26 protein-coding genes and 1 pseudogene are annotated in these 23,092 nt (G+C 35.4%); 15 read left to right on the top strand and 12 right to left on the bottom strand.

Annotated elements, in window-relative coordinates; genetic code table 11:
• Positions 1–7 precede the first annotated feature (7 nt).
• The 11 genes from FCJ93_RS07445 to FCJ93_RS07400 all read left to right on the top strand — a co-directional run bounded on the left by FCJ93_RS07445 (position 8) and on the right by FCJ93_RS07400 (position 11,290).
• Positions 8–778, top strand: a complete 771-nt coding sequence (locus FCJ93_RS07445; protein ID WP_137743238.1) for a phage tail domain-containing protein — start codon at positions 8–10, stop codon at positions 776–778.
• A 13-nt stretch (positions 779–791) separates the two neighbouring features.
• Complete coding sequence (locus tag FCJ93_RS07440; protein WP_137743237.1) at positions 792–3,713, top strand: phage tail protein; 2,922 nt, start codon at positions 792–794, stop codon at positions 3,711–3,713.
• A 30-nt stretch (positions 3,714–3,743) separates the two neighbouring features.
• Positions 3,744–3,899 (top strand): hypothetical protein, encoded by a 156-nt coding sequence (locus FCJ93_RS24815; RefSeq protein ID WP_170211231.1) that lies wholly within the window; start codon positions 3,744–3,746, stop codon positions 3,897–3,899.
• 45 nt (positions 3,900–3,944) lie between these two features.
• A complete protein-coding gene (locus tag FCJ93_RS07435) occupies positions 3,945–6,671 on the top strand; it encodes a pyocin knob domain-containing protein (protein ID WP_137743236.1) in 2,727 nt (908 codons plus the stop codon).
• Positions 6,671–7,162: a hypothetical protein gene (locus FCJ93_RS07430; protein WP_137743235.1), complete on the top strand. Its 492-nt coding sequence runs from the start codon at positions 6,671–6,673 to the stop codon at positions 7,160–7,162. Before FCJ93_RS07435 ends, FCJ93_RS07430 begins: the two co-directional genes overlap by 1 nt.
• Before the next feature lie 15 nt (positions 7,163–7,177).
• Positions 7,178–8,836 (top strand): DUF6273 domain-containing protein, encoded by a 1,659-nt coding sequence (locus tag FCJ93_RS07425; RefSeq protein ID WP_137743234.1) that lies wholly within the window; start codon positions 7,178–7,180, stop codon positions 8,834–8,836.
• An 8-nt stretch (positions 8,837–8,844) separates the two neighbouring features.
• Positions 8,845–9,228, top strand: coding sequence for a hypothetical protein (locus FCJ93_RS07420; protein ID WP_137743233.1), 384 nt, complete (start codon positions 8,845–8,847; stop codon positions 9,226–9,228).
• Between the two features lies 1 nt (position 9,229).
• Positions 9,230–9,463: an XkdX family protein gene (locus tag FCJ93_RS07415; protein ID WP_137743232.1), complete on the top strand. Its 234-nt coding sequence runs from the start codon at positions 9,230–9,232 to the stop codon at positions 9,461–9,463.
• Between the two features lie 205 nt (positions 9,464–9,668).
• Entirely contained in the window at positions 9,669–10,127 is a 459-nt protein-coding gene (locus FCJ93_RS07410; protein WP_137743231.1) for a hypothetical protein, read from the top strand.
• Positions 10,128–10,153: 26 nt separating this feature from the next.
• Positions 10,154–10,492, top strand: a complete 339-nt coding sequence (locus FCJ93_RS07405) for a phage holin, LLH family (RefSeq protein ID WP_137743230.1) — start codon at positions 10,154–10,156, stop codon at positions 10,490–10,492.
• Between the two features lie 57 nt (positions 10,493–10,549).
• Entirely contained in the window at positions 10,550–11,290 is a 741-nt protein-coding gene (locus FCJ93_RS07400) for a peptidoglycan recognition protein family protein (protein ID WP_137743229.1), read from the top strand.
• Positions 11,291–11,529: 239 nt separating this feature from the next.
• Here FCJ93_RS07400 and FCJ93_RS07395 read toward each other — a convergent pair whose 3' ends face one another.
• Together FCJ93_RS07395 and FCJ93_RS07390 are read right to left on the bottom strand one after the other, a co-directional pair.
• Entirely contained in the window at positions 11,530–11,838 is a 309-nt protein-coding gene (locus FCJ93_RS07395; RefSeq protein WP_137743228.1) for a recombinase zinc beta ribbon domain-containing protein, read from the bottom strand.
• 11 nt (positions 11,839–11,849) lie between these two features.
• Entirely contained in the window at positions 11,850–12,815 is a 966-nt protein-coding gene (locus FCJ93_RS07390; protein ID WP_137743227.1) for an asparaginase, read from the bottom strand.
• 157 nt (positions 12,816–12,972) lie between these two features.
• Between FCJ93_RS07390 and FCJ93_RS07385 the strand changes: the two are divergent.
• Positions 12,973–13,458: pseudogene (locus FCJ93_RS07385) on the top strand (asparaginase); the annotation flags it as partial.
• A 171-nt stretch (positions 13,459–13,629) separates the two neighbouring features.
• Here FCJ93_RS07385 and FCJ93_RS25625 read toward each other — a convergent pair.
• The 7 genes from FCJ93_RS25625 to FCJ93_RS07350 form a co-directional block, all read right to left on the bottom strand.
• Positions 13,630–13,758, bottom strand: a complete 129-nt coding sequence (locus FCJ93_RS25625; protein ID WP_268951572.1) for a hypothetical protein — start codon at positions 13,756–13,758, stop codon at positions 13,630–13,632.
• A gap of 120 nt (positions 13,759–13,878) precedes the next feature.
• Positions 13,879–14,253: a VOC family protein gene (locus FCJ93_RS07380; protein ID WP_095306568.1), complete on the bottom strand. Its 375-nt coding sequence runs from the start codon at positions 14,251–14,253 to the stop codon at positions 13,879–13,881.
• 162 nt (positions 14,254–14,415) lie between these two features.
• Positions 14,416–15,390 (bottom strand): YpdA family putative bacillithiol disulfide reductase, encoded by a 975-nt coding sequence (locus tag FCJ93_RS07375; RefSeq protein WP_137743226.1) that lies wholly within the window; start codon positions 15,388–15,390, stop codon positions 14,416–14,418.
• A gap of 646 nt (positions 15,391–16,036) precedes the next feature.
• Entirely contained in the window at positions 16,037–17,314 is a 1,278-nt protein-coding gene (locus tag FCJ93_RS07365; protein ID WP_095306570.1) for a Glu/Leu/Phe/Val family dehydrogenase, read from the bottom strand.
• A 376-nt stretch (positions 17,315–17,690) separates the two neighbouring features.
• On the bottom strand, positions 17,691–18,272 hold the full coding sequence (locus tag FCJ93_RS07360; protein WP_095306571.1) for a genetic competence negative regulator: 582 nt from the start codon (positions 18,270–18,272) through the stop codon (positions 17,691–17,693).
• 90 nt (positions 18,273–18,362) lie between these two features.
• On the bottom strand, positions 18,363–19,133 hold the full coding sequence (locus FCJ93_RS07355) for a metallophosphoesterase (RefSeq protein WP_137743225.1): 771 nt from the start codon (positions 19,131–19,133) through the stop codon (positions 18,363–18,365).
• 140 nt (positions 19,134–19,273) lie between these two features.
• Positions 19,274–19,906 (bottom strand): CBS domain-containing protein, encoded by a 633-nt coding sequence (locus FCJ93_RS07350; protein ID WP_095306573.1) that lies wholly within the window; start codon positions 19,904–19,906, stop codon positions 19,274–19,276.
• Between the two features lie 145 nt (positions 19,907–20,051).
• On the opposite strand from FCJ93_RS07350, the gene FCJ93_RS07345 reads away from it, so the two are divergent.
• Genes FCJ93_RS07345 through FCJ93_RS07335 form a run of 3 tightly spaced genes read left to right on the top strand, consistent with a single transcriptional unit; the run spans position 20,052 to position 21,147 of the window.
• A complete protein-coding gene (locus FCJ93_RS07345; RefSeq protein WP_095306574.1) occupies positions 20,052–20,282 on the top strand; it encodes a spore coat associated protein CotJA in 231 nt (76 codons plus the stop codon).
• Complete coding sequence (locus tag FCJ93_RS07340) at positions 20,279–20,542, top strand: spore coat protein CotJB (RefSeq protein WP_095306575.1); 264 nt, start codon at positions 20,279–20,281, stop codon at positions 20,540–20,542. Before FCJ93_RS07345 ends, FCJ93_RS07340 begins: the two co-directional genes overlap by 4 nt.
• Positions 20,543–20,577: 35 nt before the next feature.
• The gene (locus FCJ93_RS07335) at positions 20,578–21,147 is read left to right on the top strand and encodes a manganese catalase family protein (protein ID WP_137743224.1); all 570 of its coding nucleotides are present in this window, start codon (positions 20,578–20,580) and stop codon (positions 21,145–21,147) included.
• A 51-nt stretch (positions 21,148–21,198) separates the two neighbouring features.
• On the opposite strand, the gene FCJ93_RS07330 is transcribed toward FCJ93_RS07335, so the two are convergent.
• The 3 genes from FCJ93_RS07330 to FCJ93_RS07320 form a co-directional block, all read right to left on the bottom strand.
• On the bottom strand, positions 21,199–21,657 hold the full coding sequence (locus FCJ93_RS07330; RefSeq protein WP_095306577.1) for a YpbF family protein: 459 nt from the start codon (positions 21,655–21,657) through the stop codon (positions 21,199–21,201).
• 170 nt (positions 21,658–21,827) lie between these two features.
• Entirely contained in the window at positions 21,828–22,481 is a 654-nt protein-coding gene (locus tag FCJ93_RS07325; protein ID WP_170211229.1) for a LysM peptidoglycan-binding domain-containing protein, read from the bottom strand.
• On the bottom strand, positions 22,474–23,082 hold the full coding sequence (locus FCJ93_RS07320) for a CPBP family intramembrane glutamic endopeptidase (RefSeq protein ID WP_095306579.1): 609 nt from the start codon (positions 23,080–23,082) through the stop codon (positions 22,474–22,476). Before FCJ93_RS07320 ends, FCJ93_RS07325 begins: the two co-directional genes overlap by 8 nt.
• Positions 23,083–23,092: the final 10 nt, after the last annotated feature.

Below are 23,092 nucleotides of genomic sequence, written 5' to 3'. Positions count from 1 at the left end.
TGAATAAATGACAATTAGTGAATCATTAGGTTTCACCTATAACAATATTCATTCAAGTGAGTTTGGATTAATTAAGATTTCTACAAGTTCAGGACTCTTTGATGAATCCTTTCTTCCCAATCGCTCTATTATTGAAGAGAAAATATTTGACAGAGACGAACCATACTTCTTTGGGTTTGAATATGAACCTGCTGAAGTACCAGTATCATTCTATTTTGAAGATAAGTGGAATGAAGTAAAAATAAATAAGATAGTTAATTGGCTAGTTCAACCTTATTATTGCCCCTTATATTTTGATACTGATACAAGTAGGATATTTTATTGTGTATATCATGGAGATCCTAGAATACTTCACAATGGATTAAAAAATGGATATGTCAATATTACCATGCGGTGTAACAGTGCTTTTTCATATACTCCTGTATATAAAAATTCTTTCATAGTTGATACAGAATCAGAACCTATGAATATAGAAATAGCAAATATTGGTCACAAAATATCTTATCCAATAGTAATAATTGAAAAAATTGGTGATGGAGATGTCTCGATAGTCAATTATTCAAATGGAGGCATTGAGTCAAAAATTATTGATTTATTAGATAAAGAAATTGTTGTTATTGACTCATTTAATGAAGAAATAACAACAGATTTAGAGCATGTATATAGGTATGGAAACTTTAATAATAATTTCTTAAAATTTGTTACCGGTATTAACAGGTTATCCGTTAAAGGAAATTGTAGAATCACATTCGAGTATCAATCAAAACGGTATATTTAAGGTGGTGATTTGATTGATTGAGTACATAGAGCCTGAGTTGCTACCAAAGCTAACTTTGGAAATCAACAAACCTAATAGAACTCCTATTGGAATACTAAAAGAAGCTTTTAATAGAAGACAAAGAATCAAATTAGGACAAATCAATGAGATTGGTTTTACAATACCGTATAAAGTGGAGCGTAATCACATATTAGTTGATAATCCAAATATAAAAAAATTAAAATCTCAATATCATATAAAGGCTACTTTTGATGAGCAAGAAGAATGGTTTGTCATATCAAACTTAACTACTTCTTATGATGAAGATGGAAAAGCATTTTTAAATGTTGAACTCAAAAGTCTTGGATATCAATTAAGAAACAAAAAAATACGCACATGGGCTGGAGTATTGATTAATGGTGAGTATAGAAAAGAATCGCTTAATGCACAGCAAGTAACAGAAAACTTACTCTCCACTTCTGCTTGGTCGATTGACTATATTGATTCTGAATTTCTCACAAAATATCGTTCGTTTGATTTCAGCAATATTACTGTTTTAGATGCTCTCTTTCAAGTAGCTGAAACTTTTGGAGCAATTATTAAATGGAATACGATTAATAAATCAATTAGTCTTATAAAACAAGAGTCTGCCGGAATTAATAAGGGATTCAGGATTTCAGAAAGAAAATACTTAAAATCATTAACTAAAGAAGAGCAATCAGATTCCATTGTTACTGTTTTAAAAGTATATGGGAAAGACGGCTTATCTATTAATGAAGTAAATCCACTTGGAACTGATTATTTAATGGATTTAAGCTATTTTATGTACCCTTTCCGTAGAGATGAAAATAAAAATGTAATAGAGCCTAGTGAGTTTATGAGTGATGATTTATGTAACGCCCTACTTGACTATCAAGATGTTATAGAAGCTAACAGGGGAAGATTTCAGAACTACCTATCTCAAAAAGAAGACTTATTGACGGAATTAATTAATAAAGAAAATGAATCATTTAATCTTGAAACAGAGCTACAAATAGTATTAGAACTTATTGATGTTAAACAATCTCATGGGCAGAATGCCTCGGAAGAATTAGCACGTAAGGCAGCTCTTGAATCGCAAATTACATCTATAGATACTGAAATTAATCAATTATATTCTCAAATCAACTCAATAGATGTAGAAATTTCTAATTTAAAAAATGAATTATCACTAGATAGTAATTTTACAAAACAACAACTTATTGAATTAGATGATTATCTGATCGAAGATACTTGGGAAGATCAAAATTATACCGATGCCAATGACCTATTAACAGATGCAGAAAAGGTATTTGAAGAATTAAAAAAGCCAAAAGAGATAATTACAACTAATATTGTCAACATATATAAAATTCTAGAGGGAAAACAGGATTGGAAAAAGGTTACAATTGGAGATAAATTCTTCATAAATGTTGAAAGATTAGGAATAGATGTAGAAACACAACTTATTGAATTAGAAATAGATCATGATAGTACAGATATTACTGTAACAATAGCAAACACAAAAGATATAGAGCGTGATGAGGATAAACTTTCAAAAATACTATATAAGTCTATTTCAACAACAAACACGGTTGACATGAATAAATATAAATATGATCAAATCAACAATGTTAAAACCGCAGTAGATGACATCTTGGAAGGTAAATGGAATCCTGCCACTAATGGTATTAATGCAGGTTACAATAATTCAGTCATTACAGATCGTAGAGGCATAACTATTTATGATAGTGACGATCCTCTGAAGTTTATTAGACAGAATAATGGAATGATTGGCTTCACTAACGATGGTGGGCAAACTTTCAAATTAGCACTTGATGCTACAGGAGTTTATGCAGAAACACTGGTTGGTCAAATTATGATTACTGAGCATCTTTATATTGAAAACATATCTGGCAAATACACATTTGATCAATATGGATTTACGATTCAAGGTGGCAGCTTCCAAATGATTGATGATGGTAATGGACTGTCCATTAATCCCACAGATGGATTAACAGTCACCTCCCCTAACGTTAGAGCGTCTTTTAATGCTATTGATGGATTTAAATTCTCCACAAATACAGGAAATGCATGGAGAGATGATTTTTACTATGACACTTCCAATAAAAGAGTTGTTTTAAATGGAGAATTGAACGCATTAGATATAAAAATTGGCGGTCAAAGTGTGGTTACTGACGGAGGGAAAATTAAAGCATTAGCCATTGAAGAATTAGAAGTTGGAAAAAATGTAAAAATGGGCAAGGATGCAGTTATATCATGGGATAGTATTTTAAATCCACCATTCATACCTAAAAATGCGAGCGATGTTGGAGCAGTGTCTCTCAATGACGGTAGATTAACATATATCGGTGCTAATGGAATATATTCTGGCACAATTAGTGGTAACAATATTATTGGTGGAACAATTACAGGGGTAACTGTTCAATCAATAAGTGGTGACAATAAAATTGTAATGACAGGAGCATCTCTTACATCTACTGACGACTATAGTCTTTCAACATTAAATATAACAGGTGGTTCATTGAAATTAAATAGTCGTTCTTATGAAACCATAATTCATCAATCAGACAGTGCTTTTGAAATGTATGGTAATCGTGGAGTTGTCGAGTGCTATATAAATTTTAATACTATAAATATCAGAGGTAGTACAAGTTTTAATGGTAGTGTTAATTTTAGTGGAGCTACTGTTTCTGGATTAAACATCTCCAGTGTTCCATATGCAACGAATGCAGGAAATGCAAACACGCTGGAAGGTCATCGTGCTAGTTACTTCTCTATAAGTGGACACAATCATGATACTAGATACGTAAGGGATATATTCTCTCAAGGATTAGAACTTTATCGTGATAATTCAACTGGTCGCATAGTTGTTAGACAGAATGGAAGTATTATTGGTGCTTTGGCATGGAATTAAATATTAAAATTTAAATAAAGGAGGATAATTATGGAAGTAAATGCTGAACAAATTATAGATAAATTACTTCATCGTATTGGTCAAGATGCTAAGGTTATTGCTTTTCTTGAGTCAATGGTTGAAATGTTAAAAGAACAATTAAATGAATATAAAAGTGAAGAAAAAGAAATTTCCAATGAAGGATAGAATGATTTCTATCCTTTTTATTTATCCCAAAAGAGGTGATACCTGTTGCATAATGATCCAATTATAACAGAGCGAAGAAAAGGTACAGTAGATGATCCTTATGTTCTTCTCAACGAAACTCACGAAGTTGATAACTCTACAGTCATTCTTTCAGAGATTCCAGACCGACTATACCGAGTTAGGGTTACGGGCGAAAATGAGGAAGTGAAATGGAGTGAAATTCAAAGCGGCTTACCTAAAGAAGATCAGTATATCGTTGACTATGTTAACAGAATTGTAACATTCAATTCTGTTAACAATGGAAAGCAATTAAATTTTGAATTTCAAGGAACAGGAATGAAGTATTTCCCCACTTCCTCCATCTACACAAAAGTGTCAGATGGAAAAGTAACAGAGACTTTAAAAGAACTAATTGATGACGGTCATGAAGCTATCGACACAATGAATCAGGTTACAGAAGTCTTGAATGAGGCAAAAGAAGCTGTAGAAGAAATACAAATCACTAATGAAATAGTCGATCAAAAAATTGTAGTAGTTGATGAAAAAATTATTGAATTAGATTCTACTATTAATAGTGCTGATGAGCGAATTGGCGAAAAAATAAACCAAGTTGGAGAAATTTTTGACACCAAAATGTCAGAATGGGATTCAGAGTTTAATAGCAATCTTCAAGAAATAAATAGTGCTGAAACACAAAGAGAGATTAATGAATCAAATAGAAATGAAGCTGAATCTTCTAGAGTGTCAAGTGAAAATGAAAGAATTACTAATGAGACAAACAGAATTTTAAATGAACAAAATAGAGTTGAATCTGAAGCTGATAGAGATGTAAATGAATCTCAAAGAATTATTAACGAAAATGAAAGAATCAGTGCTGAAAACGAAAGAAAAAACAGTGAAGATACTAGAGAAGCAAATGAGCACCAACGACAAATTGATACGCAAACTGCCATAGATAACACAGAAAATGCTATAACAAACGCAAATGCTGCCGCACAAAATGCTAATGAAAAAGCAGAATTAGCTCAAACGGAAGTAAATAATTTATCACAATTAAAAACAGACATTGAAAACTCTTTGGATAACCTTGATGACACTACAAGTAATGCTGAAGCTCAGGCAAATTACGCAAAAGAACAAGGTGATTATGCATTATCTCAAGGTCAATTTGCTTTTGAGCAAGGTAATTATGCGAAAACACAAGGTGATATAGTTCAAGATATTATTGATGGTACTGGATTAATACCAGTTTCAGAAAAAGGTCAACCCAATGGAGTTGCGACCTTAAATGAAAATGGAAAAGTTCCATTGGAGCAGTCTCAATCAGATTGGAATACTATTACCAATCGACCTGTATCAACACCAAATCAAATTGATAATACTGTAGGTGAATCTCATACACACTCCAATAAGGAAGTTCTTGACACCATCACGAACGAACTATTGGAACAGTGGAATTCATCAGAACCTAACTCCAAAAATTATACAGACCAGCAAATAAATAATTTAGATGATTTATATTCATCTAAACTTGGAAATCCAAATGGAATTGCTCTTCTTAACACAGAAGGTAAAGTAGTTGATGCAGATGGAAATGAAGTTGAAGGAAAAGTAAAATCAGTTAACAATATTGAACCTGATGAAAATGGAAATATTGAAATAGAGGAAATAATAAAGTCCCCTACTCCACCAGAAGGAATTGTTGAGGGTAGAATGTGGGTCGATACAAGTGATGACACATATCAAGGTACAATGTTTGAAGATCTAGATGGTAGGTTGAAAGAGATTGATAATCAATTAGGCAAACCTAACGGAATCGCCTTATTAAACGCAGAAGGGAAACCTATTGACTCAGATGGTAATGAAATAGGCGGTGGAGGATTTACTATTATACCTATAGGAAATCAGAACTTAGATACCGTACTTGAAACAGGACTTTACGCTACAATGACTCATCTTAACGGTCATTCTGTAGGGGCTCCTAGTTTGCTTGAAGTATATAGATTGAATGAAAATCATATAGTTCAAAAGTATTTAGGAGGTACTGCTGAAGAATATGCAGTACGTTCAGCCTATATTGATTCAGATGGAACTCCGTATTGGGATGATTGGTATGAAACCATTAACCGTGATATTAAAGGGACAGACGTACATTTATCAGATGGTCATTCTGTGGAGACAGCAATTAATGATTTAAAGCTCTCTGCCAGTAGCGTTAAAAATGGTATCGCAAACGTTATTGGCGAACCTTTATTACCGAGCGATACTGGACAGCAAATGGTGGGTAAGATACAAAATTTAAAGGACATTTTTGCACAATTTTTGCAATATAAAGGAATAACATCTGTAATTGGAACAGAATCGCTACGAGATTTAATATATTTAGTTGAGGGAATCGAATCAGCAAATATTTACTATGCAAGTGGAACAGTTGTTTCTGCCAGTAGTAGTATAGGATTTACGTATGCAGGTACTTCTGGAGGGGAAGCTCGTTCTTTTGTGGAAATAACAGATATACCATTCCTTCCTAAAAAGTTGATTTTAAGCAGCGAATATGGTGTAAACAGATATAGAACAATTTATGAAGAAAATTTAGATAGCTATTATCCTAAAACAGCAAAATTAGCAGTTTTTGGGGTGGGAATTGTGACAACTAATAACGTCAACTTTAAAGCAGATTTGCATCCTGCTACAGTGAGTGAAACCTTAGTTCGACTACCTGTTGCTAGATCGAATGAAAATATAGCTTGGGAAGCATGGGGGTGGGATTAATGCCAACAATAAAAATACAAAAAGCAGATGGCACATATGAATTACTGCAATTAACAGGTGCAGATATAATTAAATTAAAAAATGATGTATCAGATAATACTGATAAAATATCAATTTTATCTAATAATCTTGAGAACCATGAATCAGATTATATTACTCACACAGGATTTGCTATCACAGAAGGATCATCAAATAATTATATAGCAACACTTACCCCGGCACTTTCTGCTTATGCAGAAGGTGTTTCACTACGAATTAAAATTCATGAAGAAAATACAGATGTAGCCACTATCAATGTTAATGAATTAGGCGAAGTACCTATTAAAAAAGCAGATGGATCAGATGTGGATGCTGGTGAGTTAAAACAGGACAGTATTTATACTATTGTTTACAATGGTTCAAATTTTATCTTACAGGGTGAAGGTGGTGGTTTAAACAATTTAGATAGGTCTAGTTTAATTACATCAGTAAACGGAATTTTAGGTGTTTAGAAAAGGAGGTAAACTATGTTATTAAGCGATTTACCTGTCGGAGCAAAAGTTAAAGATCCAGAAACAACATATTACGGTGTACCAATTGTGTTTTTGGTTGCGGCTAAGAATCACGAAGGCTATCCTGATAACTCTGTGACGCTGATAACAGAAAAGATCATCACACTAAAATCATTTGACGCCATTGAGCCAAGCAACAGCGATACAAACCGTAGAAGCTACGGGAATAACCGCTATCTACATTCCAATATCCGACAATGGTTGAACAAAGATACTCAGCCTTGGTATGTGGCTCAGCACGGGGCAGACCAACCGCCGACAACTGCAAATGTTTGGTCTGGTCATAATCCGTATGATTCAGAGAAAGGTTTTTTGGCTAATTTCTCAGCTAATTTCAAAAACCGAATTTTGACAACAACTCTTACTGTTGTCAAGAACACAGTCACGGATGGTGGGGGGAGTGAAAGTGTACAGGATAAAGTTTTCTTACTATCCAACACTGAGCTTGGACTAGCAAATGAAAATAGTATAGCTGAAGGTTCAAGGCTTGCACTATTCACTACAACTGATTCCTCAAGGTTAGCTAACCCAACACCTGAAGCGGTTAGCCAATCTTCTTATACTGATGCAAGTTTAAGTGCTTCACAGCCTTGGTGGTGGTGGTTAAGAACCCCGCATTCCGGTTACTCGTACGGCGCTCGTAATGTGAGCTCGTCAGGGGCTATCAACTTCAACAGTGCGTGGCTTGGTCGCGTGGGTGCCCGCCCCGCTTTGAATCTACCATCTACAATCCGTGTATCAGACAATCCGGATGCAGATGGAGCATATATCTTAAGATGGGTTGAAATATCTGTGCCACAAGGTGATATCGGCATTAAAACCGATAAAAACAACCTTTTATCGTATAACATCACAACTGATGGTGAAATGTTCGAAGTGATTGAAAAGGTTAACGGGGTAGAGGTTGGCAGAAAAACGCTTGCGAGTGGGGAAGATACGCAAGTTAGTTTGACTCAAGAGCGGTGGAATGCGGTAAAGTTTGGAAAGTACTCAGGATTAGATGCGCTTAATACACTCACTATCGAAATGGACTCTAATAAATGGGAATACATTTTCGATAAGCGTTTAGCTGAGGATGCCAATATTCATGAAATCGTAAAAGCGACCAAAGAAGCAAATGAAATTGTGTTGCCTGGCAAAAAAGCAAAAATCGTAAAAGCGATTAATGAAATTGGCGGTAATGCAAATGATGAAGATAGTTTGGAAGAGTTGGCAGATAAGATAAAGCAAACATCAGGCATATTTGTTAGGTATGCAAGTGGAACGGTTACTGCTTCTTCATCTAATTTAGCGTTTCAATACGCATCAACTTTAACATCAGGTAATTTTAGATATGTTGAAATTACAGACCTTCCATTTGTTCCAAAGAAAATGATTATAAGTATTAATAATAATGATAATAACGCAATGTTTAGAACTATTTATGAAGAAGATTTAGATCCTATTTACCCAAAAACGTTTAAAGTAACTGTCTTCACGGGAGCATCATCATCACAAACTGTAATTAATTTTAAAGCAGATGCACCCAATGGTGTAGTAAGTAAAGAATTATGTAGATTACCTGTAAATGCAGCTGCTAGTGGTTTAGTTGGAACTTGGGAAGCATGGGGGTGAAATAAATCATGTATAAAGTAATGAAGATTTATTATGATAATGCAACAGGTGAAATTCTTCATCAATCATCTTATCGTTATGATTTTGAACCAAATTTCGATGATGATTATGAGAAAATGTTAACGTTGAATAATAGAGTGAAAGAATCAATAGGGCTGTTAATTCTTAGAGATGGAGCTTATGCTGAAGATTTTCAGGAAGGCACGTTAATAAAAATAGATGTGGAGACTTTAAAGCCAGTTTTTGGATATCTAGATCCAGAAAATCCAGAAGAATTGATTATTACTAGTGAACCAATGAGTGAGAAAATTAAAAAGCTTGAAATATCACAAGCACAAACAAATACTACTCTACTTGAATTCATGGAAGCAGTTTTATTAGGAGGAATGTAACTTGGTAAATACATTATTAACAAAACAATATGCAGTATGTGTTTATGTTTATGGTACACGAAATTTTGAAACAGTCGTTTCTGACTATCATGAGCCGGTCAAAGAATATGCGGCTAAGACTTATACTTTAGAACAAATTGATAATGCTTTGGTAAAAGGATACATCACAGAGCAAGAGTATCAAGATACGATGAAGTACACTATAGATGAAGAAGTAGAAGCACCTGTAGAATAAGGTGTATTTTTTATGTTTAATTTAAATAGATAAATATGATAATTAAATAAAAATTATATTTTATTATAAAAAAAGGGCTGTCTCCTCGAAAAAGTGGCAGCCCTTTTTTAGTACAAAGTATGTACCAACTCAAGTATAACATGAGGAGGTGCTTGTTTTCAATAAGTAAATTAAATTAATACTGTCGCATTGGGGTGTTGATGTTGTGAGTGAAAATCTAGAAGTTAAATTAGGAAAATTGGAAGAAAGAGTATCCTCTCATGGTAATCGAATTAAGAAAGTAGAGGATCAAACTTTTACACTTGAGCGACTTGCAACAATTGTAGAAATGCAAGTTGATCTTAATAGACAACAAGGTGAACAAATGAAAGAAATGGCTGACACCTTAAACGAAATGAATTTAAATCTGTCTGGTCTAAATAATGGTCTTGCTGACCTTAATGAACGTGTAACAGAGATTGAAGACAAAAATATAAATCAGAATATTAATTACTTGCAGCAGTCAGTTGAGAAACTAGATGACCGTTTAGGGAAAATAGAAGAAAGAAAAATTGACTGGAACAAATTCGTACATAGCACGTCTTTGAAGATATTAGGAACAATTGTAACACTCGGTGTATTAGCATGGCTCGCTAATCAATTTGGATGGTCTTTTTTAAAATAAATTAATTTATTTCAGGAGGTATTTATATGGATGTTTTTTTAAGTTCAATTACACAGTTTGCCGTTGAATTATTAGTGATTGTGATCGGCACTCTTTTAACGGTAGCACTTAACAAAGTAAGAGTTTATTTTAACACTCTTAAACAAAAGGATGAATTGGGAATAGTTGATGCCATTACTGATTTAATGGTCGAATACACAGAAAAAGAATTAAAAGGAAAGAAAGGTATTGAGAAACGTGATTTCGCTGTTGAAAAAGCAATCGCTATTCTTGCTGAAAAAGGAATAACTGTATCCAAAGATGAAGTCATTGCTGGGATTGAAAATGGAGTTAATAAAATTAATAAAAACAAAATTGAAAAGTAATTAACTTGTCTTTCTTTATTTGGAGAGATGTTTTTTTATTTTATGGAGGTGGAATGATTGTCTTTATGGATAGATAAATTTATTAAACCAAATAAATTTAGTAGACCTCAAAACAAATTAACTGCGGTGAGAAAAATAGTTATACATTATACTGCTAATAATGGAGCAACAGCTCTTAATCATTATAATTATTTTAATGATTTAAAAGATAGATACGCATCTGCTCATATTTTCGCAGATAAGAAAGAAGCATATTGCATAATTCCATTAAATGAAGTTGCTTATCATGCTAATGATGGCTCATATAGGGGTATTTCTGAGTTAAAGCCAAATGCTAATTTCCTATCAATTGGTGTAGAAATGTGCTTAGAAAAGAATGGTACATTTCATCAAGATACCATTAAAAGAACAGAAGATATACTTGTAGAGTTATGCAAAAGATATAAATTAGATCCCTTGAAAGATATTGTTAGACACTATGACATTACTCATAAAAATTGTCCTGCACCTTGGGTCAAAAATCCTCAGCATTTTATAGATTTTAAAAAAAGAGTCAATGAAAAATTGAAAGGCAACTCAGAAAGAAATCGAATTCCAAATGAAGGAGCGAGAAAATTGAAACTTAAAGAATGGCAATTAAAAGAAATGGCTAATATGTACTCTGTTGCTAATAATCGTGGAATTTTATCTTCTAGGGAATGGGTAGATAAAACTGCAAAAGGAGATATTACTGTAGATGAAGCTTTATTCTTACTCCACGCCATTGTTAATAGAATTTATTTTAATCCTCAAAAATAATTAAATACATATTAAATATAAAGGGAAGATTATTATTTCTTCCCTTTTTTCTTGTGTATAATCATGATGTTGGAACTATATTTTCTCTCAGGAAATGTAAATTATACACAAATTTCGAATAAAAATATGACTAATCTCTCTAAATTTCTTCACCCTATTAAAAACAGGTGAATCCTTTTAAATCAACTCTAACCCTCCTCCCTTCTTTATCAAGTTAAAGAATCTCATTCACCCTAAAATCAAAATTGTATAAATTTCCCTTGAAGGAGGATCGGTTTTTCATTATTTTTGAAATATATTTCTAATAATAGGTAATCTTCGACTAGTATATGGTCTATTACTTCTCTAATTTCTTCATCAGATAATTCTTTTTCGAATCTCCTACAGACTAAACTTTTTAAAAATTCTTCTTTTACTATCACTCTATCACAATGACTCTTTCCATAATTATCATATGTCGAGCAACAATATAGTCCTCCAGATTCTTTTTTAAATTTCATTGTCTTATTGCATTTTTTACACTTGCAAAGTTTACTAAAGCTATTCATTTAATATTCACCTATTTGAAATAACTTTGATCAACACTTTCAACTGAAGTAAGTAAAATTGCTAATTTAATTCTTGCTTTTTTACAGTCATAATCATCACCTAAGATCACTCCCAATTGTTGCAATTCATGTGCGCTACCCAAGTAACTATATGCAGGGTGAACTTTTCCTTCTTCAGCACTAGTTGTAATTACTATTTTAACTCCAAGTTTAATTGCAGTTTTAATAGATTCCACCATGTAAGGAGAAACTTGTCCTCTTCCAACCCCTTCAAGAACTATTCCTTTTGCTCCAGCTTTGACTGATGCATCAATTAAAATACCATCTGCCCCACTATAGCATTTTATTATATCAACTCTTGGAATAGGATTAATTATATTATACGATTCATGATAAACTGGTCTTTGATATATGCTAACATTATCGTTATCTATAATCCCCAAATAGCCGTACCCAAAAGATTCAAATCCTTGTAAATTAGAGGCATGTACTTTCTTAACATACTTTGCAGAGTAAATCCTTTCATTGAAAACAACTACCACTCCCACGTTGTTTAAAAGACTGTTAATTGCCACGTAAATAGAGTTTCTAAGGTTAGAGTACACATCAGTACCAACATCTTGTGGAGAGCGTTGTGAGCCTGTCACAACAATAGGCTTAGTATTATCAATGGTTAAATCTAAAAAATATGCCGTTTCTTCTAAAGAATCCGTCCCATGTGTCACAACTACACCTGAAATAGACTCGTCCTTTAATTCGTTAATTATTGTTTTCCTAATTTCAATCATAGAATCAAAATCAATATGCATACTTGGTTTTTGCATAACATCAATTATTTTAACTTCTATATCATGAGGAAGTTGACAAAGTGAGGCTAATTCTTCACCTGTCATTGCCCCTGAATTTAATAATCCTTTTGAAATTTCTTTACTTGCAATTGTTCCACCTGTTGTTATTAAAGCTATTTTTTTATTCAAGTTACCCACCCTTTCCATCTATATTTTACACCAAAAATAATAATGTGGATAACTAAAAAAATTAAACACACCTTACAGGTGTGCTATAATCCTTGATATATCAACTTTAAGGGGATAGACTAATCCATTTCTTTTAAATGGTATTATTAAAACATTTCATACAAGTAATATCGCCACTTTTCAAAGCCCACAGTATGGACCGATTGGCATTGTAACGAAGCGAGGAGTTGTCTTCCACCATATTCCGAACCGGACAGAATACTATCCGATTACAGACGTGTCAAAAAAAGTTGTTCTCATAAAAGCACACGCAGGAATGGACTCAACTTTGCTAGATGCCATAAATGCGTTGCCCTGTGATGGAATTGTCATCGAAGCGCTCGGTCAAGGAAATCTCCCTCCCGCAACGATATCAGGAATACAAGCACTCATTAAAAACAATATTCCTGTCGTCTTTGTATCACGATGTTTTAATGGGATCGCACAGGACACATATGCTTATGAAGGCGGAGGAAAACAATTGAAAGAAATGGGTGTCATCTTTTCAAATGGTTTAAACGGACAAAAAGCCCGGCTGAAGTTGTTAATTTTACTAGCAACTACTTCTGAGCGAAATGTAATCGAACAAGCCTTCGCTATTTAAAGGCTATCACAGAACGCATGGATAGAAACAGCCCTGCGTTCTGCGACTCCATACATGTGCAAATGCAGAACCTGCAATCCATGCAACAAGGACATAAACACGCTCTGCATTCTCTTTATCTTTAGTTACTTATGCCAAAATCGTCCCAAATGCTATTTCTTCTTCTGTCATTTATGCTGAAGAAGCAAAATCAATCATAATGTGACCTAAATCCCCAACCTTCCCATTATAAACAATATAACGAATCGAATCCTTCTTTACAAATCGATGATCGTATTGTGTAAAATTCCAGGTTTCCATTTTTACCCTAATTAAGAATGACGACGGTATTTTTTCGTTTTCTTTTGTTGATGTTACTTTAAGAGCATATATTTGAGGATAAAAAGATTAACAACGAACAGCCTGTTTGCGACAAGAATCTTATTTATTTTGCCACTCCAAAAACTCTAATCTATTACCAAATGGATCGAAAACAAATATCCTATGCGCATTACGCAGATGAATGTCTTCCTCAAACATTACTTGGTTCATTTTCAAATGACGTTTTAGCTCCTCAATATTCTTCACTTCGAATGCAGGATGTGCTTTTTTTGATGGGTAAAAAGGTTCCTCAATGCCGATGTGGATTTGAATCTTTCCTTTAGAAAACCATACTCCACCTCTCTGTTTCAGAGAATCAGGTTTTTCTAATTCGATAAAGCCTAATATCCCAGTGAAGAAATTTCTCGCTCGAGCTTCTGAACCCTTCGGGGCAGCCAGTTGAATATGATCGATTGCTTTAAATGAAAATAACATGATAAATCCTCCTACCTAAAACTCGTTCATCCCCATGTTAACGAATGATACTCGATAAGAATATGACTATTTTTATATAACTAACGATAAGTTTTACTTATAGATTGACTTCATATAAAAAAAATCCTGAGTTAGTAATGAAACTCAGAATTCTTAAATGCATTATTCATTATTTTTCTGTGTTTTGATCGCACTGGCAATTTGTTCTCCGTGAAAACGACCGTTTTCAATAAAAATTTCATTAGCATTATTACCAGCTGCAATAACCCCTGCAATATAAATACCAGAAACATTCGTTTCCATTGTCTCCTCATTAAAGATTGGTCTTCCAGACTCCTCATCAATCTCAACACCCATTTGTTTAAGAAAATCGTGATCGGGGTGATAACCAGTCATCGCAAAAACAAAATCGTTTTTCACTGCAACTTGCTGACCCTCTTTTTCATAAATTACTTTATCCTCTGTGATTTCTTTCACTTGTGCGTTAAACACCATTGTCGCAATTCCATGGCGAATTAAAGATTCAAACTCTGGAAGTATCCATGGCTTAATACTTGAGGAAAATTCAGAGCCTCTGTATAGAACCGTCACTCTTGCTCCTGCTTTTACAAGTTCAATGGTTGCATCTACACTCGAATTTTTTCCACCAACAACGACGACATCTTTATCAAAATATGGATGAGCTTCTTTGAAATAATGGAATACTTTAGGTAAGTCTTCACCAGGGACATTCATATAATTAGGGTTATCATAATAGCCTGTAGCAATCACTACGTATTGACAAGAGTATACTTGTTTATCAGTAGTTACAGTAAAGAAGTCATCCTCTTCTTTTTTTACTGATTGTACTTTTTCATATGTATTTACACTCAATTGTTCTCTCTTCACGACCTCACGATAATAGACTAACGCTTGATTTCGCTTTGGTTTATAGTGCTCAGTTACAAATGGATAGTTTCCCACTTCAAGCTTCTCACTTGTGCTAAAGAATGTTTGATGGGTTGGATAATGATAAATAGCGTTGACAATATTACCTTTTTCAATAATGAGTGGGTGGAATCCTTTTCTCTTTAAAGAGATTGCCGCAGCAATTCCACATGGGCCGCCCCCGACGATGATTACTTCTTCCTTCTTCATGGTAAACACTCCTTGATTATAACTAAGGAAGGACTCACCGATTGGCAAGTCCTCGTTCTTATTGTATTGTTTATAATTTCAAACCGCTTGTCCAGCTACAGGTCCCTAGCACCTATTGTCCTTCAAGCCACCTCCCTACGATAAGTCAAACTCGATTCGCTTTCGCTTATCGGTTTTCCTTTATCTCAGTCGCTGTCTCTCCAGGCCATACGGTGCTAAACAGGGGCCTTCCGCTTTTCTTTTTGTCCAGCTACAGGCCCCTAGCACCTATTGTCCTTCAAGCCACCTCCCTACGATAAGTCAAACTCGATTCGCTTTCGCTTATCGGTTTTCCTTTATCTCAGTCGAGGCCCTTCCAGTTTGTACGGAGATGAACGAGCCGCTTCCGCTTTTCTTTGTCCAGCTCCGAGCGCTATCGGCTCGAGGTCATAAGCCATTCTGTCAAGGAGGTTAAAAAACAACCTCCCTGCCAGCCTGTCTTATGCTTGTCGCCGATGGGCAAGCGCTCTCCGCTTTTCTTTGTCCAGCTCCGAGCGCTATCGGCTCGAGGTCATAAGCCATTCTGTCAAGGAGGTTAAAAAAACAACCTCCCTGCCAGCCTGTCTTATGCTTGTCGCCGATGGGCAAGCGCTCTCCGCTTTTCTTTTTAAATCCAGCCTCTGAATCTGGATGCTTCCGCCATTTTTCTTACACCGACCATGTAGGCAGCAAGCCTCATATCTACTCTACGACTCTGAGCTGTACCATAGATGTTTTCAAAGGCTTTTACCATAACGGTTCTTAGTTTGTCTTCTACTTCCTCTTCTGTCCAATAATAACCTTGATTATTTTGCACCCATTCAAAGTAAGAAACGGTAACGCCGCCAGCAGATGCCAAAACATCTGGTACAAGAAGGATTCCTCTATCAGTTAGGATTTGCGTAGCTTCTAATGTTGTCGGTCCATTAGCAGCCTCCACGACTATTTTCGCTCGAATATTATGAGCATTATCTTCAGTTATTTGATTCTCAATTGCAGCAGGCACTAAAATATCACAATCCAACTCCAATAGTTCTTTATTTGAGATCGTATTATTAAATAATTTAGTTACCGTTCCAAAACTGTCACGACGATCGAGTAAATAATCAATATCCAAGCCATCCGGATCATATAAACCACCGTATGCGTCTGATATCCCAACGACCTTTGCACCTGCATCATGCATAAACTTTGATAAGAAGCTGCCCGCATTCCCAAATCCTTGGACGACAACACGAGCACCCTTTAATTCAATGCCCTTTTTCTTTGCAGCCTCTTCGATGCAAATGGTTACACCCTTTGCTGTTGCCGACTCTCGTCCATGTGACCCACCTAAAACAAGCGGCTTTCCTGTAATAAATCCCGGAGAATTAAATTCGTCAATCCGGCTATATTCATCCATCATCCATGCCATAATTTGCGAATTGGTGAAGACATCTGGTGCCGGGATATCCTTTGTAGGACCAACAATTTGACTAATTGCTCGTACATAACCACGACTTAAGCGCTCAAGTTCTCGAAATGACATGTCTCGTGGATCGCAAACAATTCCACCTTTTCCTCCACCGTATGGTAAATCAACAATTCCACATTTTAAACTCATCCAAATGGAAAGTGCCTTGACTTCCTTTTCCGTAACATTCGGATGAAAACGAATTCCACCTTTTGTAGGACCAACAGCATCGTTATGCTGGGCCCGGTAGCCAGTAAAGACTTTTACAGATCCATCATCCATTCTTACCGGAATTTTGACCGTCATCAATCTTAAAGGTTCTTTCAAGAGCTCGTAGACTTCTTCGGGGTATCCAAGTCTTTCAAGAGCATTGTGTATAACAGTTTGAGTAGACTTTAAGACATCAAGCTTGTCTTCATGATTTATATTTTCAGTACCTTTCTCGGCTACCATCTAAAATAAACCTCCTAAAATCGCTTTCAATAATTGTCCTCTTTCAGTCACAAGTATACACCTTTGGATAATTAATGCAAGATGAATGAGAGCCTTTTTTACACACATTTAATAAAAATTGTAACCGCTATCATTTTAATGTTATAATGATGAGTCCATTTCATAAATGCGTACTTCAAGTTTAAAAAAAAGCAGCCTTTGCTTTCGTACAAAATTAAACAATCATAATTAATTAGTAACGATATGATTCGCCTTTAATTCGCTCGCGCGCATTTGGACATCATTTTAGTACAAAAAAGGCAGCTTGACCTTTTCCTAAAAAACAGAAAAAGACTCCAATAAGAGTCATACTCTTATAACGAAGCCTTTATTCCTTTTATTCCGTTACAAAATGTTCCATCACCGTCTCGATTGCATTGCCGCTCATGACATTTCGGCCGTATTCTTCTAACCAGTGGATACTTCTTAACGAAATATCACCAAATTCCGATAAGACAGCGATCATGCTATCCGACTGACGAAGCGCATCCTCTTTGAACGATAAAAAATATTTTTGTGCAAAACTGTACAAGCTTCCACCACGAATATTTAAATTCCATAATTGTCGGGATAGCTGGATTACATCCTCAAAATCGTCAAACTCAAAAAGTATTTGATCACTATTCTTAGACATAACAGCCATATCTATAAACCCATCATGTAGGGATTGATCTTCCTCTTCTTCCATCGTAACGATCATAATCATCCCCTGAGCGTGCATAGAAAAAATCTCAACTGCAACAGAGCCTTCAATTTTAACACCAAACTCATCACTCGCCTCTTCAAGCATATCGTGAAAAAGCTGATGCCATTTTAAGGAATCCTTCCAAATATCCTCTTTTGTAAGCCCTCGTTCCATTAAATCGTCTGATGTAAGGAAGATCTTGATTTTATTATAATTCAATCGCTCTATGCGCATATTTTTTGCCCCCTACTGTGACAACTCTTAATGTAGTTTATGTAAATAAATAGGGATGGTGAGTCGTCTAATTAGGGTTTTTGCTATTCTTCATTTCCTTTTTAAAGTAATGACATGAGTCTCCGGGCTAGCACCTAAGCGCAGCGGCAATGAAGTTGTGCCGTACCCATTGCTCACGAGTATTGCTGTCTCCCCGGTTCTCTTTAATTTCCCGATTTCATAAGGACCAAAGCCAAAAATTCTAATCTGTCCTCCGTGTGTATGACCACTTAACACGAGCGAGATTTGATCTTCACGCTTGATTTGTTTTTGAATTTTCGGGTCATGACTAACCAATACTTTAAACCCTCCTGGACCAGCATCTTGTAAAGCCAAGTCTAAACGTGCTCTTTTCCTCGAAATATCATCAATACCTAATAAAACAAAACGATCTCCTTCTTCAGATTCGAATGAGACTGCCGTGTTATCGAGGATTTTTACTCCATACTTTAAAAGGACAGCGTCCAGTAGCCGAGGATTAATTTCATAATCATTATTCCCCCACACAAAATAGGTTGGTCCTATTTCCGTAAGCGATTTAATATTTTGTTCTACACGTTCAATTGGCACCCTTTTTTCTAAAAGGTCTCCTCCTATAATCACTAGATCTACTTTTCCTTTCACTTCCGAAACAATATCCTCTGATAGCAATCGCCGATGAATATCAGAAATAAAAAACAGCTTCACTTCACCAAAGCTGTCGGGAAAGTTTGCAAATGAAATTTCTTGATAAAGGACTTGATCAGAATGGGCTAATTTATACATATAAGCAATAAGCCCGATAGCAAAAGACATGATGATGAAAACAAAAATAAAAACCATAGTTCCTCCCGGTTACCCTTTTCTCTAAAATTCTAATGGAATCATACCATAAAGTTATTAAAAACAGAAAAAAATCCCTTCATAACAATCTATGAGAGGGATCGTTTTTTCTTGCTTATCAATATTTTTCGAACAACTTTTTAATCTTCATAGATATCAAGAATTCGGAATCCGGAATTCTCGAGTTTTTTTACGAATTTATCAACATTATCCTTTTTCTCAATTTTCATCACAATTCTGCGCACAAGCTTATCCGTTTCATCAAATGTAACAAGAGAAATGATATGCTCATGAAATTGATGAGCAATATCAGCAAGACGAGCAAGACGCCCTTCCGTTTCAATCGAGGTAAACGCAATTCTCACCCCTGATTTTCTAACACCAAAAGCGGATTGAAATTGCTCTAATACATCAAACCTTGTCACAATTCCTAAGTATTCATTTTTGTCGTTAACAACAGCAAGCAATGGAAAATCTTTTAACTCAAGCAGAGTTTTCTCAAAAATTTCCTGCCCTTTTAAATATTTATCCTTATATGTTGCGATATCACCACAGCTCTTTTTTTCTAAAAATTCATCCCTTGATAGGTCAGAGGTAAAAAAACTCTCATAGAGATTATGCCTTGTCACAATACCGGCATATTGATGACCTTGTAATACCGGCAGACCATCTATTTTATGCTCCTCTAATTTGTCCAAAGCGACTCTTAATGGTTCATCAGCCTGGACAGTAAATGTTTGATGCTTTGGAATCATGATATTCTTTACAAACATTTTTTCACCTCCGCGTTAATATCTACCTTAATTAATATATTCTACAAAATCAGAAAGAACTCCTTTCCTTTTCAGGAAAATAACTGTCATGTCTGTCGTTTTTTTTCATAAAATTGAATGATATATCTATAAAAGGAGGGCAACTATGTTTACACCCAATAAAACCTATTCCCCTTACGTAAGTCCCTTTGACCCTTGTAAGCCTATCAAAATAAAAAGCTACTCAACTCCACCGCATTTATATATAGGATTTCAACCAAATAATTTTCCCCAATTCACCCCAATGGAAGCGTTGAGAGCTGGAACACTTTGGAAACCACTATATGATCCTTATTACAACCCCAGAGAGTTGGCTAAGGGAGGGAAAACCTCATGAAAAAACAATTGCCACCGGAATTTTATGAGCTTATGGAACAACTTCAAGCCGTTGATTTTGTGCTTGTGGAACTGAGCTTGTATTTGAATACCCATAACAATGATTTTGAAGCGATTAACCAATTTAATCATTATGTAAGAGAGAGAAAAAGGTTAAGAAAAGCAGTCGAAGCCGTGTATGGTCCTTTAATGCAGTTCGGGCATAGCTTTTCTGGGCAACCGTGGGATTGGGATGACTCTCCTTGGCCATGGCAACTTTAAAAGCTTCTATACTTGAAAAATAGGAGGGATAGAATATGTGGATCTATGAAAAAAAGCTCCAATACCCTGTTAAAGTTAGCACGTGTAATCCGATGCTTGCCAAATTTCTTATTGAACAATACGGTGGTGCCGATGGAGAATTATCTGCCGCACTCAGGTATTTAAATCAACGCTACTCAATTCCAGACAAAGTAATCGGCTTACTTACGGACATCGGCACAGAAGAGTTTGCCCATTTGGAAATGATTGCTACCATGATTTATAAGCTTACGAAGGATGCTACTCCTGAACAAATGAAAGCTGCTGGACTTGGCGACCACTATGTCAATCATGACAATGCCCTCTTCTACCATAATGCCGCCGGAGCACCTTGGACAGCAACCTATATTCAAGCAAAAGGAGATCCAATTGCCGATCTATATGAGGACATTGCTGCAGAAGAGAAGGCGAGAGCCACTTATCAATGGATCATTAATGTGAGCGATGATCCTGATCTAAATGATGGATTGAGATTTTTAAGAGAACGAGAAATCGTCCATTCTCAACGTTTCAGAGAAGCTGTCGAAATTCTCAAAGAAGAGCGTGATAAAAAGAAATTTTTTTAGTCTTTCGAGGCAGCGGCTGCGAATCCCTGCCTCTTTCCTTTGCATGAAAGCTTATTTATTCTCATGATAAAGGTTGATGTCGTAATTCTTTTTCATCATCTCAAAGACAAGATGACGATTTTTCCACGCATCCTCTTGTTTCCATAGATCCTTGCTCTTATCTATAATTTCACAACGCAGTGCATGGTACTCCTGTTCTGCCTTATCCTTCTTCTCTTTTAACAAATTCATCAAACCGTACAGCCCGAAAATGAAAACAAGGGCGTACAAATTATAAGTCTGGTCCAGAAAAGCGGAAAACATTGCTGCAAAGGAGTACGAATATGGGATTACTAACGTTTTATATAAGACGAAGAGGTAGATAAAAGCGGAAAAGATCGTTAACCAGATAACAAGGAAATGCCTGAATGTAAAAGCATCAAATTTTCTTTTTCGCTCCACTACCTTTTGGAGCATTTGCTTCGTTGCTTTATCGGTTCTCTCGTCAAGCATTTTAATCGATGTTTCCATTAACGTCCTCCCCATTCTAAGCAATTCCTGGTCTTGCTTTTTATAAAAATATATGATCTTGTCCTTCTGGTTATGATTTAAAACATGGCGATTATTTGATCTATTGGTATTTCGTCAGTACTAAACGAAAAAGACGATGTTATTTCAAACAATAACATCGTCTTTTATTCCTACTGCTCTATTGGTATTTTCAAAGTTTGTCCAAGCTGTATCTCATTTCCTTTGATCCCGTTTGCTTCTCTAATGATTTCAATTCCTGATTGTGATTGATAATATTTCATTGAAATTCGGAAGAGCGTTTCTCCTGTTTGTACTGTATGGTAAATAATCTCTTCTTTCACAGGTGCTTTATCATTAGGAGATTCCTTATCAGGAAGCGTATTATCCACTTTCGCCGGTTCAACCTTTTTCGATTCTTGCTCCACCCCCACTTCATTCTCTTCTATTCGAGTCAAGTCTTCATCCGGTTCAACACCCGTTCGCTCTTCTTCCATTCCCCGTTCACTTTGCTCATCATTTTTAACATCTACCGCCTCAATATTTCCTGATAAAGGACGATCAACAGATGCAGAACGATTCGATTTGCTTTCATTAATCGTATAAATGCTAAAGCTAACAATTGGTAGAAGGATGAAAAAAACAGCCAATAATCGAATCATAGGGTATTTTAACTTCACCTTTGTTCTTTTTGCCTTATGATAATGGACCCTGCTTCGTGGCGGCAGTTCTGGCGATGAATCTTTGATAGTTTCAGATTCCTCTTTTTTGCTAATTCTCTTTCTTAAACGTTCCGCCTGATCACGGTACGGTTCTTCTTTATTCATGTATTTTTCCCTCCTGTTCATGAGGTGGTTGTTTATCGTAGCGAACGGCTAAACCTAATAGAAAATCAACAATAAAATGCAAAACAATTGTGACAAGCAAGTTCTCTGTCACCATATAAATGTAACCTATTAAAAAACTGAGAAGTAAAATATTTACGAAAAGAAACTTGTTAAACAAGTATCGATAATGGATGAGTGCAAATAAAACGCTTGTGACAACTAGTCCAATATGAGTTTGGAGCACACCTCTGAATAATATTTCTTCACTAACCGCAACCATTGCAGCAATTCCTGCAATTTGCCATACAGTTCTATTTTCAAACATCCGCTTATTCAAGCCGCCATCGTCATAATAGGAAGGTGGCAGCATTTTCATCAGCAAGAGGTCCAATGCGACAATAGCTAAACCAGCCCCGACGCCAACATACCAAATTTTCTTATCGTCCCAAATAAACAACTCCCAAAATGATGAAAAATCATCAAACCAAAAGAACCCTATTACTAGCGCAATTACCAGTAGCAGTACTTGGGTTGCTATTAGGTGAAACGTGATTTCCCGATCGCTTAACTCCTGAACTATTTCCGTATATTTATTTTTCATGTTTACACGC

Source organism: Robertmurraya siralis, from assembly GCF_005502275.1.
Lineage (GTDB): Bacteria > Bacillota > Bacilli > Bacillales > Cytobacillaceae > Robertmurraya > Robertmurraya siralis.
This window is presented reverse-complemented; position numbering and strand designations above follow the sequence as displayed.